At 57.3% G+C, this 14,676-nt stretch carries 13 protein-coding genes; 6 read left to right on the top strand and 7 right to left on the bottom strand.

Features of this window, described 5'->3' with window-relative positions; translation table 11 throughout:
• The first annotated feature begins 1 nt into the window (after position 1).
• From tilS to folD, 5 genes are all read left to right on the top strand, one after another.
• Complete coding sequence (tilS, locus tag KZZ06_RS04280) at positions 2 to 1,261, top strand: tRNA lysidine(34) synthetase TilS (RefSeq protein ID WP_219578814.1); 1,260 nt, start codon at positions 2 to 4, stop codon at positions 1,259 to 1,261.
• A gap of 78 nt (positions 1,262 to 1,339) precedes the next feature.
• A complete protein-coding gene (ftsH, locus tag KZZ06_RS04275) occupies positions 1,340 to 3,256 on the top strand; it encodes an ATP-dependent zinc metalloprotease FtsH (protein ID WP_219578813.1) in 1,917 nt (638 codons plus the stop codon).
• Positions 3,257 to 3,373: 117 nt separating this feature from the next.
• Positions 3,374 to 3,955: a sulfurase gene (locus KZZ06_RS04270; protein WP_219578812.1), complete on the top strand. Its 582-nt coding sequence runs from the start codon at positions 3,374 to 3,376 to the stop codon at positions 3,953 to 3,955.
• Between the two features lie 163 nt (positions 3,956 to 4,118).
• Positions 4,119 to 5,795, top strand: coding sequence for a formate--tetrahydrofolate ligase (locus KZZ06_RS04265; RefSeq protein ID WP_219578811.1), 1,677 nt, complete (start codon positions 4,119 to 4,121; stop codon positions 5,793 to 5,795).
• A 94-nt stretch (positions 5,796 to 5,889) separates the two neighbouring features.
• Entirely contained in the window at positions 5,890 to 6,792 is a 903-nt protein-coding gene (gene folD / locus KZZ06_RS04260; protein WP_219578810.1) for a bifunctional methylenetetrahydrofolate dehydrogenase/methenyltetrahydrofolate cyclohydrolase FolD, read from the top strand.
• Here the strand turns inward: folD and KZZ06_RS04255 are convergent.
• On the bottom strand, positions 6,789 to 7,187 hold the full coding sequence (locus KZZ06_RS04255; protein ID WP_219578809.1) for a DUF2306 domain-containing protein: 399 nt from the start codon (positions 7,185 to 7,187) through the stop codon (positions 6,789 to 6,791). The two genes, folD and KZZ06_RS04255, sit on opposite strands and share 4 nt — an antisense overlap.
• 113 nt (positions 7,188 to 7,300) lie before the next feature.
• Here KZZ06_RS04255 and KZZ06_RS04250 point away from each other — a divergent pair, with 113 nt between their 5' ends.
• Positions 7,301 to 8,032 (top strand): LytTR family DNA-binding domain-containing protein, encoded by a 732-nt coding sequence (locus KZZ06_RS04250; RefSeq protein WP_219578808.1) that lies wholly within the window; start codon positions 7,301 to 7,303, stop codon positions 8,030 to 8,032.
• Here the strand turns inward: KZZ06_RS04250 and KZZ06_RS04245 are convergent.
• From KZZ06_RS04245 to KZZ06_RS04220, 6 genes are all read right to left on the bottom strand, one after another.
• Entirely contained in the window at positions 8,029 to 8,448 is a 420-nt protein-coding gene (locus KZZ06_RS04245; protein ID WP_219578807.1) for a PaaI family thioesterase, read from the bottom strand. The two genes, KZZ06_RS04250 and KZZ06_RS04245, sit on opposite strands and share 4 nt — an antisense overlap.
• 51 nt (positions 8,449 to 8,499) lie before the next feature.
• Positions 8,500 to 9,165: a ligase-associated DNA damage response endonuclease PdeM gene (gene pdeM, locus KZZ06_RS04240; protein WP_219578806.1), complete on the bottom strand. Its 666-nt coding sequence runs from the start codon at positions 9,163 to 9,165 to the stop codon at positions 8,500 to 8,502.
• 293 nt (positions 9,166 to 9,458) lie between these two features.
• Positions 9,459 to 11,906, bottom strand: coding sequence for a ligase-associated DNA damage response DEXH box helicase (locus tag KZZ06_RS04235; protein WP_219578805.1), 2,448 nt, complete (start codon positions 11,904 to 11,906; stop codon positions 9,459 to 9,461).
• 101 nt (positions 11,907 to 12,007) lie between these two features.
• The gene (locus tag KZZ06_RS04230) at positions 12,008 to 12,754 is read right to left on the bottom strand and encodes an NAD(P)-dependent oxidoreductase (protein ID WP_257884203.1); all 747 of its coding nucleotides are present in this window, start codon (positions 12,752 to 12,754) and stop codon (positions 12,008 to 12,010) included.
• A gap of 52 nt (positions 12,755 to 12,806) precedes the next feature.
• On the bottom strand, positions 12,807 to 14,114 hold the full coding sequence (locus KZZ06_RS04225) for an ATPase (protein ID WP_219578803.1): 1,308 nt from the start codon (positions 14,112 to 14,114) through the stop codon (positions 12,807 to 12,809).
• A gap of 66 nt (positions 14,115 to 14,180) precedes the next feature.
• Positions 14,181 to 14,675 (bottom strand): prepilin peptidase, encoded by a 495-nt coding sequence (locus tag KZZ06_RS04220; RefSeq protein ID WP_219578802.1) that lies wholly within the window; start codon positions 14,673 to 14,675, stop codon positions 14,181 to 14,183.
• Position 14,676: the final 1 nt, after the last annotated feature.

Here is a 14,676-nt window from a genome sequence, read left to right as displayed (position 1 = left end):
GATGACCGTTGATCTGGCGCGGCTGATTGCTGACCAGTTTTTACCTGATCCTCCCCGCGCCATCGGCGTCGCCGTTTCCGGCGGCAGCGATTCACTGGCATTACTGCATCTTTTGCACCGCTTCGCGCAGGATCATGGCACCAAAATTTCCGTCGCGACGGTCAATCACGGTCTGCGCCCTGAAGCCGCCGATGAGGCGGCCATGGTTGCCGCGATCTGCGCGCGGCTTGGGCTAAGCCATCACACCCTTGATTGGAAAGACTGGGATCGTAGCGGAAATTTGCAGGGCGAGGCCCGAAAGGCCCGATATGGTCTGTTGGCGCACTGGGGGCGTCAGCTGGGTGTGGACTGCATCGCACTTGGGCACACGATGGACGATCAGGCTGAAACGTTTCTCATGCGTGTGGGGCGTCGTGCGGGCGTCGATGGGCTGGCGGCGATGCCGCACCGTTTTGAACGCGAAGGCATGCAATGGGTCAGACCGCTTTTACAGGCCCGCAGGCTGGATTTGCGGGATTATCTAAGTGCGCAGAACGTTGATTGGGTGGATGACCCCAGCAACGATGACGACCGGTTTGACCGTGTCCGAACCCGCAAGGCACTGTCGATTCTATCGGAATTGGGAATTGACGCAGACGCCATCAGCGACGTCTCGCAAAATCTGTGGGCCGCAAAAGACGCGCTCCAGCACCAAATGCTGACAATTTCCCGCGAAATTGTGACAGTGCGGGCTGGTGCCGTTGCAATTGATGAAAAAGCGCTGGCCGCCCAACATCCTGAGCTGCGCCGACGTCTTATTGTACATGCGCTCAAATGGGTGAACGGGGCCTATTACGCGCCCCGCAGCAGCGCGGTGATGTCTGTGTTAGACACATTGGAACACGCCCCCTCGGCGACGTTGCAGGGGTGCGAGTTAAGGCGGAAAGGTAAAAAACTTTGGATTTTCAGAGAGTTAAATGCTGTCGCCGACGTTAACGCGAAAGTAGGGGACCTGTGGGATAACCGATGGCATCTAACGCCGCCCGCTGGCGAAATTGGGCCTACAGACCCCCTAACCCTTTGCGCGCTTGGGGCTGAAGGGTTAAACTGTTGCCCAGATTGGCGTGCTTTGGACATTCCGCGTGCTGCGCTTTTATCGACACCGGCGGTATGGAATGGCACGCGCTTGATTGCCGCACCCCTTGCTGGTTGGCCGCAAAACTGGCAAGCACGGCTTAATCGCGGTGAAGATACCTTTTTTGCCGCACACATAACGCATTGAACATGCGCCCAGCGTCTCTATCTTATAGACAACGGGCACATCGTCTTGATGTCGTCCCCCGGATTTAGGAGAGTTTCCTTGGGTAATATGCGTAATCTCGCCTTTTGGGTCGTTTTGATGTTGTTGGTGTTGGCGTTGTTCAACCTGTTCAGCGGATCAACCGGTGGCCTGCAAAGTCGCGAAATCAGCTATTCCGAATTTGTAACAGCAGTCGAGGCGGGCGATGTCCGCAATGTCACTCTGGATGGCGAACAGGTTCGCTTCCGTCGTGCTGATGGCTCTGACTATGTCACGATCATGCCACAAGACGCCGAAGTTACGTCATTGCTGATGGCAAATGATGTGCCTGTGCGCGCAGAGCCGCAGCAGCAATCTGGTTTCCAGACATTCCTGATGTCGCTGTTGCCAATCCTGTTGTTGATCGGTGTGTGGATTTATTTCATGAACCGCATGCAGGGCGGCGGCAAAGGCGGTGCCATGGGCTTTGGTAAATCCAAGGCCAAGATGCTGACCGAAAAGCATGGCCGCGTGACCTTTGATGACGTTGCAGGCATCGACGAGGCCAAAGAAGAGCTGGAAGAGATCGTTGAATTCTTGCGTAACCCGCAAAAGTTCAGCCGTCTTGGCGGTAAAATCCCCAAAGGCGCGTTGCTTGAGGGCCCTCCCGGTACTGGTAAAACACTGCTGGCGCGTGCAATCGCGGGCGAAGCAGGCGTGCCGTTCTTCACCATTTCGGGGTCCGACTTTGTCGAGATGTTCGTTGGTGTTGGTGCATCGCGTGTCCGTGACATGTTCGAGCAAGCCAAAAAGAATGCGCCATGTATCGTGTTCATCGACGAAATCGATGCCGTGGGCCGCTCGCGTGGTGCCGGCTATGGTGGTGGCAACGACGAACGTGAACAGACGTTGAACCAATTGCTGGTCGAGATGGACGGTTTTGAGGCGAACGAAGGTGTGATCATCATCGCGGCTACCAACCGTAAAGACGTGTTGGACCCTGCTTTGCTGCGTCCGGGTCGTTTTGACCGTCAGGTAAGCGTTGGCAATCCCGACATCAAAGGCCGCGAGAAAATCCTTGGCGTGCATGCACGCAAGACACCGCTTGGCCCTGATGTTGATCTGCGGATCATTGCACGCGGGACACCCGGTTTTTCTGGTGCCGATCTGGCCAACCTTGTGAACGAGGCCGCTTTGACAGCGGCGCGTGTGGGCCGTCGTTTCGTGGCGATGATGGATTTCGAATCTGCCAAGGACAAAATCATGATGGGTGCCGAACGGCGTTCGATGGTTCTGACCCAAGATCAGAAAGAAAAGACCGCCTATCACGAAGCAGGCCACGCCATCGTTGGCATGAAGCTGGACAAGTGTGACCCTGTTTATAAGGCCACAATCATCCCGCGCGGTGGTGCCTTGGGCATGGTGATGAGCCTTCCTGAAATGGACAAGCTGCAAATGTTCAAAGACGAAGCCGAACAAAAGATCGCCATGACCATGGCGGGTAAAGCGGCTGAAATCTTTAAATACGGCCCTGATAGCGTGTCGTCCGGCCCGATGGGCGACATCATGCAAGCCAGCCAACTGGCGCGCGGTATGGTGATGCGCATGGGCATGTCGGACAAGGTCGGGAACATCGACTATTCCGAAGCGGCTGCTGGGTATCAGGCCAATGGCGGGGCAGGTGGCTTTAGCGTCTCTGCCGCGACCAAGGAACTGATTGAGAGCGAAGTGAAAGCGATCATCGATACTGGCTATGACCGTGCGTTCAAGATGATTTCGGACCACGACGAAGAATTCGAGCGTCTGGCACAAGGCTTGCTGGAATACGAAACCCTCACCGGTGAAGAGATCAAGCGCGTCATGGAAGGCAAGCCACCGCAAGACCCTGACGGGGAAGACACCAGCGGCATGGATAAGCCCAGCGTGACGTCGATCCCCAAGGCCAAAGGCAAAAAATCACCGCCCTCTGGTGGTCTTGAGCCTGAGCCAACGGCCTGATCAACATTGTTGATGGAGCCATCAAAATAAATCACAAGGCCCTGCACCAGCGGGGCCTTTTCTTTTGTGGCAGCACCGCGCAATCTGGCGGCAAGTGTTTGTTAAAGGATCGCCAAGATGCCCACCCTAAAGAAGACCGATTTTGTTGCCACCATTACGTGGCTTGGGGTGGTGCCTAAACTTGCCAAAGGTATCCGTGCAGAACCCCGCGATGAGGTCTTTGCCAGATATGCAGGGTTTGAGGAAGACGTGCATGCCGGGCTGACCCGTCCGTCTTGCGTGCGCGTGACCAACCTTTATCCCAAAGGGACCGAGATCGCTAATGTGCGCCAGCTGTCGATCCTCTCAGCCGAGGAAATGGCCCAAACCGCAGCGGCTATGGGTCTTGAGACATTGCACCCCGAACATTTGGGCGTCTCGATTATGATCGAAGGTATCCCTGATTTCACCCATGTTCCGCCCAGTGCGCGGCTTCAGGCTGCTTCGGGTGCGACGATCACAATCGATATGGAAAACCGGCCCTGCGTGTTGCCCGGACGCGAGATTGAACAAGACAGCCCCGGCCATGGCCCCAAGTTCAAAGCCGCAGCCACCGGTCGCCGCGGCGTTACAGGGTGGGTCGAACGGGAAGGGGTGCTGAAAGTCGGGGACAGCCTGCATTTGTTCATTCCGGATCAGCCGGCGTGGAATCACGGCTAACGCCCCTGATTGCCGATAATCGTGAAAATTAAATACAAAATGACATGCATGAAAGCATGACCGCCGCATCAAGCGGTGGAAATGTCGGAAATGCGCCCTCTGCATGTGGTCTTGGCCGCGTATGCAGGGCAAAATACAAGCACTGCGATAGGGAGATCACAGAATGGCTTTTAAGACCGATATTCAGATAGCACGGGAAGCGTCGAAACGACCCATTCAGGAAATCGGCCAAAAACTGGGGATAAGCAGTGATGATCTGCTGCCCTATGGCCACGACAAAGCCAAGGTTTCCCAGTCTTTCATCAACTCGGTCCAGGACCGCATCGATGGCAAGCTGATCCTTGTGACCGCGATCAACCCGACCCCCGCAGGCGAAGGCAAGACAACGACAACTGTTGGCTTGGGCGATGGCCTGAACCGGATCGGCAAAAACGCTGCCGTCTGTATCCGCGAGGCGTCGCTTGGGCCGAACTTTGGCATGAAGGGCGGGGCCGCGGGGGGCGGCTATGCGCAGATCGTGCCAATGGAAGAAATGAACCTGCACTTTACCGGTGACTTTCACGCCATCACCTCGGCGCATAACCTGCTGAGCGCGATGATCGACAACCACATCTATTGGGGCAACGCGCTTGAGATCGATCTGCGCCGTGTTGTGTGGCGTCGTGTGGTCGACATGAACGACCGTGCGCTGCGCCAGATCACGGCGTCATTGGGCGGCATATCGAACGGTTTCCCACGCGAAGCCGGTTTTGACATCACCGTCGCGTCCGAGGTTATGGCGATCTTGTGTCTGGCCAAGGACCTAGGCGATCTGCAAAAGCGTCTGGGTGATATGATCGTCGCCTACACCCGCGAGCGCAAACCGATCTATGCCCGCGACATCAAGGCAGACGGCGCGATGACCGTGCTGTTGAAAGACGCGATGCAGCCGAACCTAGTTCAGACGCTCGAGAATAACCCCGCCTTTGTTCATGGTGGCCCGTTTGCCAATATCGCGCATGGCTGTAACTCGGTCATTGCGACAACGACGGCACTGAAACTGGCGGATTATGTGGTGACCGAAGCGGGCTTTGGTGCTGATCTGGGTGCCGAGAAATTCCTGAACATCAAATGCCGCAAGGCAGGTCTGGCACCGTCTTGTGTGGTCGTCGTGGCCACCGTGCGCGCGATGAAGATGAACGGCGGCGTTGCCAAGGTCGATCTGGGTGCCGAGAATGTCAGCGCGGTTCAGGCCGGTTGCCCGAACCTTGGTCGCCATATCGAGAACCTGAAATCCTTTGGCGTGCCGGTGGTCGTCGCAATCAACCACTTTGTGACCGACACCGATGCCGAGGTGCAGGCGGTCAAGGATTATGTCGCCAGTCAGGGATCCGAAGCGGTCTTGTCACGGCATTGGGAACTGGGCAGCGAAGGGTCTGCCGATCTGGCAACCAAGGTTGTCGAAGTGATCGAAAAGGGTGAAGCCAATTTCGCGCCGATCTATCCGGATGAGATGAGCCTTGCCGACAAGATCAACACCATTGCGACCAAAATCTACCGCGCGGATGCAGCGGTGATGGATCAGAAAATCCTGAACCAGCTGAAGGATTGGGAAGATCAGGGGTATGGCGATCTGCCGGTCTGTATGGCCAAAACGCAGTATAGCTTTACCACCGATCCTGAACGTCGCGGTGCGCCAACCGGCTTTAACATCCCCGTCCGCGAGGTACGTTTGTCGGCGGGTGCAGGGTTCGTTGTGGCAATCTGCGGCGAGATCATGACCATGCCGGGGCTGCCAAGGGTACCATCGGCCGAAAATATTCGCCTGAATGATAATGGCGATGTTGAAGGTCTGTTCTAAGGGCGTATGAAAAGGGCGCGGGGGAATACCCCCGCGCCCTTTCCTGCCTCTGGCAGGGATATTTAAGAGCCAGAGAAAATGAAGGACGGTTTCCATGACAGCGACGATCATTGACGGCAAGGAATTTGCAGCCCGCGTGCGGGCGCAGGTGGGTACACATGTGGCCCGGCTGAAAGCAGATCATGGGATCACGCCGGGGCTGGCGGTTGTTTTGGTGGGCTCAGATCCGGCGTCCGAGGTATATGTACGATCAAAGGGCAAGATGACCGTCGAGGTCGGGATGAAGTCGGTCGAGCATCGGTTGGATGCCGAGACCACCGAGGCTGATTTGCTGGCGCTGATTGCAGATTTGAATGCTGATCCGGAAATCCACGGGATTTTGGTGCAATTGCCGTTGCCCAAGCATCTGAACGAAGATCTGGTGATCAACGCGATTGATCCCGCCAAGGATGTGGACGGGTTTCATATCTCGAACGTGGGGTTGTTGGGGACTGGGCAAAAATCGATGGTTCCCTGTACGCCGCTGGGATGTTTGATGATGCTGCGCGACCATCATGGCAGTCTGTCTGGCATGGATGCCGTCATTATCGGGCGCAGCAATATTGTAGGCAAACCGATGGCGCAGCTTTTACTGAATGACAGTTGCACCGTGACGATTGCCCATTCGCGTACCAAAGACTTAGCAGACGTCGTCCGCCGTGCGGATATTGTGGTCGCGGCCGTTGGTCGGCCCGAGATGGTTCCCGGTGATTGGATCAAGCCCGGCGCGACCATAATCGACGTGGGTATCAACCGCCTCGACGCGCCGGAAAAAGGCGAAGGCAAAACACGTTTGGTGGGCGATGTGGATTTTGCCAGCTGCGTCGAAGTTGCGGGCGCGATCACGCCCGTGCCCGGTGGCGTTGGCCCGATGACGATTGCGTGCCTGTTGGCCAACACCGTCACCGCCTGCTGCCGCGCCAATGGTTTGGCCGAGCCTGAGGGGCTGACTGCTTAGCCGCCAGCCACCACCTGATACATGATACGCCCGGGCAGAAACGTGAATGCGCCGGCCCCGACAAGCGCGCCCAAGGATAGCAGCTTCATGCCGCGGGAATGGGCGCGGATGTTCTTGGTTCTGGTAGCGCGGATATTTATCACAAGCTGAAACAGCACGAAGTCCGACAGGATATGGATGGGGCCAAAGGGGCCGACCATTCTGATCTCGTGGATGCCAAAGCTGCTCAGTGCTACGATTGCCATGAGGGTGACCCAAGACCATCCCATCCAGCGGTGGGCAGTTGACCCGCGCGGAAGGGTGAAGATGGCGATGGTCAGCACGACCGCAGCAATGGCCAGAAACGCGTGGATCTGGATTGCCAGGCTGGCGTTCAAAAGGGGGGACAGGGACATTGGGAAACTCCGTTGTATTCACTGCCCGTTGCGTGCCAGACTTGGCGTGCTGAGCCCAAGCGGGGTTTCGCGAACGGCACCGGGGCTTCGTGAATTGCAGGTTGGGTTTGAGAATGTCATCGACGCTTCGTGAACGAAAAGGGCAACTGGTGTGGCTGGGCGTTTGGGCTTTGGCAACTGTGCTCAGCACCGTTGCGGGACCTTTTGGTACCCATGATGCTTTGGCACCTGGGCTCAGGTTGATCTATTGGGCGGGCATTATTGCGCTGTCCGTGCTTGGATCGGTACTGGTCATTGGCTTGACGAGGGGCGCACCTGTTTGGAAAAGCGCCGTGTTCTGGGGCGGATTTGTTCTAGTCCTCTCGGCGCTTATTCACGTCTTGAACAACTGGGTGTTTCCGCAATGGGCGGGTGCAGGCCAGTTGCTATATCTGGGTGTGATTATTGCGGTAACGGTGCTGGTGGTGCATGGCGCACTGGCATTGGCGCGCTATGTATTCGTGCCCCCGTTTGAGGGAACCCCTCAAGACCCGGAGGCAGCTTTTCTACGCCATCTCCCGCTGGACCGACGGGGGCCGCTGGTCAGGGTCGAGGCGCAGGATCACTATTTGAACGTGGTGACACAGAACGGCAGCGCTCTTGTGCTGCTTCGTCTTCAGGATGCTGTCGCCGCGCTGCAAGCTGCGGATGGATTACAGGTTCACCGGTCACATTGGGTTGCCAGAAATGCGGTCGTGCATCACCGCCGCATACAAGGGCGGGACTTTCTGGTTCTCGTTTCGGGGGATCAAATCCCTGTCAGTCGCAGCTTTCGACCCGCAGTGTTAGAGGCCGGATTAATCTAGGCTGGCACAGGTACCATCGTACCCTGCAATATTGCGATCAGTTTCTCTTGGCCGTTCTCGATCGCAAACACTTCTGATGTGACCACGCACAGCCGTTTGCCGGGTTTGATCAGCTTGCCGATCGCGACCAACTTTTCACCCCGTGCCGGCGCGATCAGGTTTATCTTGATCTCGGCCGTGACGACTTCCATGTCGAGCGGCAGGCTGGTCAAGGCAGCATAACCCGCCGCGCTGTCGCCGATTGAAAACGTCAGACCCGCGTGGCCGAACCCTTGTTGCTGCAGCGCGCCTGGCAAAATCGGTGCTTCGATTTTGACACTGCCATGGGAGACCTCAGACAGCTTGGCCCCCAAGGTTGCCATCATGGATTGCGCCTCAAAACTGGTATGAATTCGGGTTCTTATCGCGTCGTCCATGGAATGCTCCTTTGGCCACAAGCTGGCATATTCTGAAGAACATGCAACCGGCTATCGCGGCATCGGTACCGCGGTGGGATGCGCCCCTGTGAGAACGGCACAGGCCTGTGATGACATAAGCGACCGGATCGGGTCCGAACTTGTCCTCAGCCCACCCGTATAGGTGCCATAGGCGGGCAGGATAAGGCGGGCACTGTCATAAACGAACGCGGGCCTTGAGATGTTTCGCCCCTTCAGCCTTAGCGTCGCTTTGGGATGATAATGCCCCGAAATCTCGCCCTGCGCGCCGGGTGTTGCGATGTGCCGAAAAGACATCGCGCCAAGTTTCAGCTCGCTCAGATGCTCCCCCCCAAGCTCTACCGGGCCCGGGTCGTGGTTTCCCTCGATCCAGATCCACTTTCGCCCGGCCTGTAGCTTGGCGATCCAGTCACGTTCGTCTGCAGGCAAAGCATCCGCCGCGCCTAAATCATCAAAACTATCGCCCAAGGCGACAACGGTCTGCGGGTTGCAGCGTTCCAGATCATGCGCCAGCTTGGTCAACGTATCGCGCGTTTCATACGGGGGTAATGTGCTGCCGCCGCGGCGCGCGATGCGCTCGGATTTGCCCAAATGCAGATCAGAAACACTTAGCAAACGGTGTTCGGCCCACCAAAGCGCGCCAGAGCCAAGCGCCGTTAACCGCGCGCCGGAAAGGGAAAAATCATAACCTGGGTTCATGCTTCGTTCATGGTGTATAGATGCGCCAACTGCAAGAGGGCCGCCAGCGTTGTCATTGGCCGTGATGGTGCCGCTATGAGTATTTTTAAAAGGGTGAAGATCGGAAGACGTCCCGGTCCAGACATTTCAGCCAACCAAGACGCCTTCACCCTTCACGGCCATCGGCTCTCCAGCCTGTACCGCACCACGAGCCTAAGCGCTGCGTAGTTAATGACGTGTAAACGCCTTCGGCTTCACCCTTTTAAAAATACTCAAAATCCTAACGCTAAATCAGTGAAAGACGGTGGTGATTATCATCCCACCCGCCACCGAGGTTTGTCGGAGGGGCTGGGCGTAATATTGGCCAGCCCTGACGCTTCCATCAAACGTGCGGCCTCCTTGGCAAGCAACTGTTCTTCGGCGGCCCCTTTTACTGGAACGCGCCCGGTTTCCAAAAAGAGCGGGGCGGCGAGGGGGCTGACTTTGCCTAAAACTCTATGGTCAATCCGCCCTTCAATGCGCGCGAGCATCTCTTGGATCCTGCCAAAATCGACCAAACCGCGCAGGGCTTCTTGGCGTGTGATGTCGAGCATAAGATGATCGGGGTCGTATTTGGCAAGCGTGTCATAGAGGATATCGGAACTGAAGGTCGCCTGTCTGCCTGATTTGCGGGATTGGGGCGTGTTGCGCTCGATCAGTCCGGCGATCGTGGCAGACGCGCGGAACGTCCGTTTCATCATGGCGTTTCCTGCCAGCCACGTATCAAGCCCGTCATGCAGTGCGATCGGGTCAAACAGGGGCGCGGGGTCTGTGACTGTATCGAGACCCCAAATTAATGTCGCATAATCTGTCGCGACAAAGCCTAGAGGGTTTAACCCAAGATCTTCCATCCGTTTGGTGAGGAGCAGGCCAAGAGTTTGCTGACCGTTACGCCCGGCAAAGCCGTAGATCACCGTTTGGGCATGCCCGTCATGGGGGAAGCTTTCGATCAATAAACGGCCCGGCTGGGGCAATTGGCTGACCTCGCGTTGCAGGGCCAGCCAATCAGCGGTGTGGTCTGGCAGGTCGGGCCAGTTGGTTTGGGTGAACATCCGCTGAACCCGCGCTGAAAGCTGCGTTGAGGTTGCGAATTTCGTGCCCATGAAAGAGGCGATGCGGGGCTTTTTGGCGGACTCGCGGCTGACTTCGACGGTCATTTCGCGCAGGCCTTCGTATTTCACGATTTGGCCGCCGATCAAAAATGTATCGCCGGGCGTGAGGGACGCGGCAAAGCCTTCTTCGATCTCGCCCAGAGGTTTGCCGCCGCGGTTGCGTTTCATGCGTACTTTTAGGGTATCTGTATCCTGGATCGTGCCGATGTTCATGCGGATGCGTTGGCTGGCGCGGGGATCACGCAAAGACCACAACCCGTCCCTTTGCATCAGGCGTTGCCATTTGTCGTAGGCCCGCAATGCGTAGCCCCCCGTCGCGCAAAAATCGAGACAGGCATCGAATTCGGATCGGGTCAGCGCGGCATATGCGCCGGCTGAGGTAACCTCGGTAAATAATGCATCTGCGTCGAAAGGGCCCGCGCAGGCGGTGATCAGGATATGCTGGCACAGTACATCGCGGGGGCCGGGACCGCGAGGTTCGCCGTCCAGTTCCCCGTCCAATACGGCCTCAAGTGCTGCGACGCATTCAACGACCTCGAACCGGTTGGCAGGGACCAGAAGGGCCTTGGACGGGGCATTATATCGGTGGTTTGCGCGCCCGATCCGCTGGACAAGGCGTTTCACGTTCTTTGGCGCACCGATCTGGATAACCAGATCAACGTCGCCCCAGTCGATGCCCAGATCAAGGCTGCCGGTGCAAACGATTGCCCGCAGATCGCCGCGTACCATTGCGGCCTCGACCCGTTCACGCTGGGTGCGATCAAGAGAACCGTGATGGATGCCGATGGGTAGGCTGTCGTCATTTGCCAGCCACAGGTTGTGAAAGAAAATCTCGGCCTGTGCGCGGGTGTTATGAAAGATCAGCGTCGTATTGTGTTGGCGGATTTGATCAAGAACTGCGGGGATCGCATAGGCCGCACCGCCGCCAGCCCACGGCGGGGCCTCGGTTGTGCGGAGCATTTGAATGTCGGGGGGAGGACCGGGATCCGCCAAGAGAATGGGGCAGGGATCGGGGTGCCGCGCCATGAAGTGGGCAATGGCTGCGGGATCTTCGACGGTGGCGGACAGCCCGACGCGTTTCAGGTCAGGGCATAGCGTTTGCAGGCGTGTCAAAGCCAGCATCAGCTGATCGCCGCGTTTGCTTTCTGCGAGGGCATGGATTTCGTCAATCACCACCCGTTTCAGGCCTTTGAACATGCGCGGTGCGTCCTCATAGGAGATGAGCAGGGCGAGGCTTTCGGGGGTGGTTAGCAGGATATGCGGAGGGTCGGCGCGTTGGCGGCGTTTACGTGTTTGCGACGTGTCCCCGGTGCGGTCTTCAATGCGGATCGGCAGATCCATTTCGGTAACCGGCGTCGTGAGGTTACGTTTGATGTCTGCGGCCAGCGCTTTGAGGGGGGAGATATAGAGCGTGTGCATCCCTTGGTGATGGCCATCGGCCAGATCGACAAGGGTGGGGAGGAAGCCGGACAGGGTCTTGCCGCCGCCCGTGGGCGCGATCAGCAGCAAGGCTGGTGCATCCGCGCGGTCAAGCATGTCTTGCTGGTGGGGATGAACCGTCCAGCCTTTGCGCGCGAACCATTGAGTGAATTGGGGCGGGAGGATTTGCATAGGGTTTAGATAGGGTCTGATCGCACAGGAACCAGCCCATGTACCGCGATAAGGTTGGGGGCCAGCCCCCAAACCCCCGGAGTTTACACGGCAAAATGAAATCAGGGGCGGGGCTTGAGGTTCTTGATGGCCGTCTGGATGAGTTCGGGGAGCGCTGTGTCGGCGTCTGTCGGGGCGGCGTCGAGGGCGCTGGCGACGTCTTTGACCAGGATACCGATGGTGTTGTCAGGGGCAAAGCCGTCGCGGGCGAATTCGATGTCGTTAAAACCCGAGGCCAACCAGTTCTGGCCCGACGATGTGTGGATCAGGTTCAGGAGCTTGCCCTCGTCCAGGCCGGATTGATCTGCCCAGTCCAGCACGAGGCGGGTCATCGCGGTGTTGCTGGCGGCAAGCAAATTGTTGAGGACTTTGGCCTGCATGCCCGCACCATACGCGCCCATGCGGTGGAAATGTTTGCCCATGGCGCTGAACAGTGGTTGCGCTGCTTGCAGATCATCGCTGTCTCCGCCCAGCATGAAGCTGAGGCGTGCCTGTTCTGCCGCGATCTGGGCACCGGACATGGGGGCGTCGATAAGGGTGATATGGGACGGCACCTGGTCACGCAATCCAAGCACATAGCGGGGGCTGAGTGTGGAGCATAGGATGATGCGGCGCAGGCTGGGAATGGCCGTGAAATTCTGATCACCAAACAACACCGCATCGGTTTGGTCGATGTCGCGCACCACCGTGATCAGGGTATCAAGGTCTTCGGAGAAGACGGCGATGTCATCCGTGATGTGACCCATTTCGGAGGGAACTACATCATACCCACGCGCGGGCAGGTCTGCCGCACGCAGGGCTGCCAACATGGGCCCGCCCATGCGTCCGCACCCGGCGACACCGATTAAAGATCGCATTGCATCATTTCACGATATGTTCGTCGTCTATGAACATGTTGGCCCAAGCGCGGTCCATCAGGTCGGGGGTCATTTGGTAGGGTATTCCTTCGAAGTCGCAGATGGCGATGATCTGGTCGATCAAGAACACCGGCTGGTAATTGGCAAAACTGTTATCGATGGTGGGGTATTTGTTATTGAGCAAGTGGATCATTGTCGCTTCATCCAAAGGCATCTTGCGGTTCTTTGCAACCATCGCAAAAATCTTGAGGAAGTTTTTCTGGTCCGGTCCGTCGATCTTGATCTTGAAGAAGATGCGGCGCAGGGCGGCTTGGTCGAAGATTTCGTTCGGGTGGAAGTTGGTCGAGAAGATCACCAACGTGTCGAACGGCACCTCGAAGTTTTCGCCGGACTGAAGGGCAAGGATATCCTTGTTTTCTTCGAGTGGGACAATCCAGCGGTTGACGATGCTTTGGGGGCTTTCTTTTTGGCGGCCAAGGTCGTCGACGATGAAAATACCGCCGGTCGATTTCAGCTGAAGCGGTGCCTGATAGGTACGGGCTGTGGGGTTGTACACCAGATCCAACATATCAAGGGACAATTCCCCGCCGGTGATGACCGTGGGGCGGTCGCATTTCACATAGCGGCTGTCAAAGCTGGTGATGCGGCGCAGGGCGTTGGGGTCCTGTTCCTGGATTGCGGCGGCGCTGTGTACAATCGGATCATATACGGTGATCACCTGCGCGGCATATTCAATCGCGCGCGGAACGTAGATCTGATCACCAAGTGCGGCGCGGATACCGTTTGAGATGCTGGATTTACCGTTGCCGGGGGGGCCGTACATCAGAATGGACCGTCCCGCAGATACGGCAGGCCCCAAATTGCTAAGCAGTTCGTCCGGCATCACAAGATGGCCCATTGCGCCCTCTAGCTGCGCGCGGGTGATCTGCATGTTGCGCACCGATTGGCGTTCGACCTGCTCGCGGTAGACATCGAGCGGGACAGGCATCGGGCCGAAATATTCTGATTGCGCCAAGGCGTCGAGCGCGCGTGATTTGCCCAGATCCGTAAGCTGGTACCCCATTTCATGGCCGCTATTGGCGTTCAATGTGCCTGTTGCTTCGACCAGGCGTTGGTCGCGGGCCATGTCGATCAATTCTTGGGTGACATGTATTGGCAAGCAGATTGCTTCGGCGGTTTCGCTGACCATCGTTACGTTTTTGCGGTACATGGTTTTGATCATGATATCGCGCATCATCATCACCGGCAGTTTCATGTCTTGGATGGTGCGCGGCGGCGGTGGTGCCATCACAGCAGAGGTTTGCACATTCATGAAAGAGCCCTTTGGGTCGACTGATCGTTATCTGGGGATTTAGTTAACGGGCAAATATGGCGTAAATCAGGCCCCAAAAAGCGCGCCAAGGATCAAATAAATGGCAAGTGTGGGGCCAAGTGCCAATCCCATCGGAAATTTCTTGCTTTGGTCCCAGCTGGTCCAATGTGGCACCAGCTTGCGTATCGGGGTGTATTTGGCACCGCGATGCGTGATGGTGGCGGCCACAATCGTGGCCATAAGCAGCGCCATCATAAGACGCAGGTCACCCAAGGCGACAAAGGGCACACCGGCGGCGATGAATTTTGCGTCGCCCGCACCCATCACCCCCGCGGCATTCAGGAAAATGCCGACAACCAAGGCAGCCGCCATGGCCAGCAGGTGCCAAAGGTAGGTTTCAAAAGGCAATGCAATCGGGCCGATCACCACAAAAACCGCAGCCAGCGCCAGCACTGTCGGGTTGGTGATCCGCATCGACGCCATATCGGTATAGGCCGCATAAAGGCATAGTGGGATGACGAACGGCAGAAACCATACGGCTGCGTAAACGGTGATCGACATT

It is taken from the genome of Sulfitobacter sp. CW3 (assembly GCF_019392245.1).
Classification (GTDB): Bacteria; Pseudomonadota; Alphaproteobacteria; order Rhodobacterales; family Rhodobacteraceae; genus Sulfitobacter.
This window is presented reverse-complemented; position numbering and strand designations above follow the sequence as displayed.

Coding starts and splice junctions, on each gene's coding strand:
- tilS (WP_219578814.1), top strand. CDS start 2: ATGACCGTTGATCTGGCGCGGCTGATTGCTGACCAGTTTTTACCTGAT.
- KZZ06_RS04270 (WP_219578812.1), top strand. CDS start 3,374: ATGCCCACCCTAAAGAAGACCGATTTTGTTGCCACCATTACGTGGCTT.
- KZZ06_RS04265 (WP_219578811.1), top strand. CDS start 4,119: ATGGCTTTTAAGACCGATATTCAGATAGCACGGGAAGCGTCGAAACGA.
- folD (WP_219578810.1), top strand. CDS start 5,890: ATGACAGCGACGATCATTGACGGCAAGGAATTTGCAGCCCGCGTGCGG.
- KZZ06_RS04255 (WP_219578809.1), bottom strand. CDS start 7,187: ATGTCCCTGTCCCCCCTTTTGAACGCCAGCCTGGCAATCCAGATCCAC.
- KZZ06_RS04250 (WP_219578808.1), top strand. CDS start 7,301: ATGTCATCGACGCTTCGTGAACGAAAAGGGCAACTGGTGTGGCTGGGC.
- KZZ06_RS04245 (WP_219578807.1), bottom strand. CDS start 8,448: ATGGACGACGCGATAAGAACCCGAATTCATACCAGTTTTGAGGCGCAA.
- pdeM (WP_219578806.1), bottom strand. CDS start 9,165: ATGAACCCAGGTTATGATTTTTCCCTTTCCGGCGCGCGGTTAACGGCG.
- KZZ06_RS04235 (WP_219578805.1), bottom strand. CDS start 11,906: ATGCAAATCCTCCCGCCCCAATTCACTCAATGGTTCGCGCGCAAAGGC.
- KZZ06_RS04230 (WP_257884203.1), bottom strand. CDS start 12,754: ATGTTGGCAGCCCTGCGTGCGGCAGACCTGCCCGCGCGTGGGTATGAT.
- KZZ06_RS04225 (WP_219578803.1), bottom strand. CDS start 14,114: ATGAATGTGCAAACCTCTGCTGTGATGGCACCACCGCCGCCGCGCACC.
- KZZ06_RS04220 (WP_219578802.1), bottom strand. CDS start 14,675: ATGTCGATCACCGTTTACGCAGCCGTATGGTTTCTGCCGTTCGTCATC.